Annotated in this window: 2 protein-coding genes and 1 pseudogene; 1 reads left to right on the top strand and 2 read right to left on the bottom strand. The window is 71.8% G+C overall.

The window, feature by feature from the left end:
• Positions 1-116, bottom strand: a 116-nt coding sequence (locus tag AB0M20_RS45175) for a sigma factor-like helix-turn-helix DNA-binding protein (RefSeq protein ID WP_364307801.1), incomplete at its 3' end; no start/stop codon positions are given.
• A gap of 123 nt (positions 117-239) precedes the next feature.
• Between AB0M20_RS45175 and AB0M20_RS45170 the strand changes: the two genes are divergently transcribed.
• Entirely contained in the window at positions 240-860 is a 621-nt protein-coding gene (locus AB0M20_RS45170) for a DUF2278 family protein (RefSeq protein WP_364307799.1), read from the top strand.
• Between the two features lie 25 nt (positions 861-885).
• Here the strand turns inward: AB0M20_RS45170 and AB0M20_RS45165 are convergent.
• Positions 886-1109: pseudogene (locus tag AB0M20_RS45165) on the bottom strand (hypothetical protein); the annotation flags it as partial.

The raw sequence follows: 1109 nt of genomic DNA, 5'->3' as shown, positions 1-1109 counted from the left end.
ACCGCGGCGCCGGTCTCGTCGGCGATCTCGCCGACCGGCATGTCGAACAGGTAGTGCAGAACCACCGCCTGCCGCAGATGCATCGGCAGCCGGCGGAGTGCGGCGGCGAGCAGCACCGACGTCTCGCCGGGCGGCGCGGGAGGCGGCGGCGGCACGCTGCGAGAATGCTGCGAACTGTCGTGCCTGTGACACTGCAGTGACAAGCGCCCACGCCGCCCGGTCGCCGGTTACCGTCGGCTATGCCATTCGAGCACTACGGGGTGCTGGCCGGTGTCCTGCGCCGGCACTTTCGCGACCGGCCCGACACGCAGGGCCGGTGGTACCACGTCAACCTCGAGGTCGACGCGCCGGCCGGGATGTTCAAGTGCGCCGTCGACGTGGACAGCAAGAGTTCCGACACGGGCGTGCGGTGGAAGACGCTGACCGTGGTGCCGTCCGCGCTGGGGCCGGTCAGCGGCCTACCCGACGGCCGTCACGAGCTCGCCCGCCAGCCCGGCTCGGGAGCGTTCGACTACCTCCGCCACCCGGCCCTGACCGGCGGCGCCGGATGCCTGTTCCCGTGGGTGCGAGCAAGGTACTGGCGGACGGGCTCGCATCTCGAGGCCACGGAGGCGCTGGAACCGATCCTGGTGCCGGGGCGACGGATCTTCGTCTTCGGGGAACCGTTCGACCATGGCCTGGGCATGCACAACATCCACCAGAACCAGGGCGACCCGGCCGGCAGCCAATGGTGGGCGGAGAACGGCATCTGGCAGGACGGCGGCACCGTGACCGAACGCCCGGACGGAAAGCTCGACGTCTTCATCTCGAAGTTCTCCAGCCAGGCGGCCCGCACCGACGACAACGGCCACCCGGCCTGACCCCGGGCATGCCCGGTCGGTCCGGTCAGGACGGCCGGCCGCCGAAGTGCCAGCGGTGCACCTCCACGCCCGCGTAGCGCTCCGCCGTCAGGATCGTCCGCGCCGCGTTCGCGTCGGGTGCTCTGAGCAGTGCGGCCGTACCCAGCCACGCCTCGCCGTCGTCCGACAGCAGCGGACCGTACGCGAGCAGCTCGTCGGAATCCGGCGGGATCGTCAGATCCGCCGCCGCCCCCGCGCCCAGGCCGAGCA

It is taken from the genome of Actinoplanes sp. NPDC051633, assembly GCF_040681735.1.
GTDB lineage: Bacteria > Actinomycetota > Actinomycetes > Mycobacteriales > Micromonosporaceae > Actinoplanes.
The sequence above is the reverse complement of the archived record's forward strand: the minus strand, read 5'-3'. Positions and strand labels throughout refer to the sequence as shown.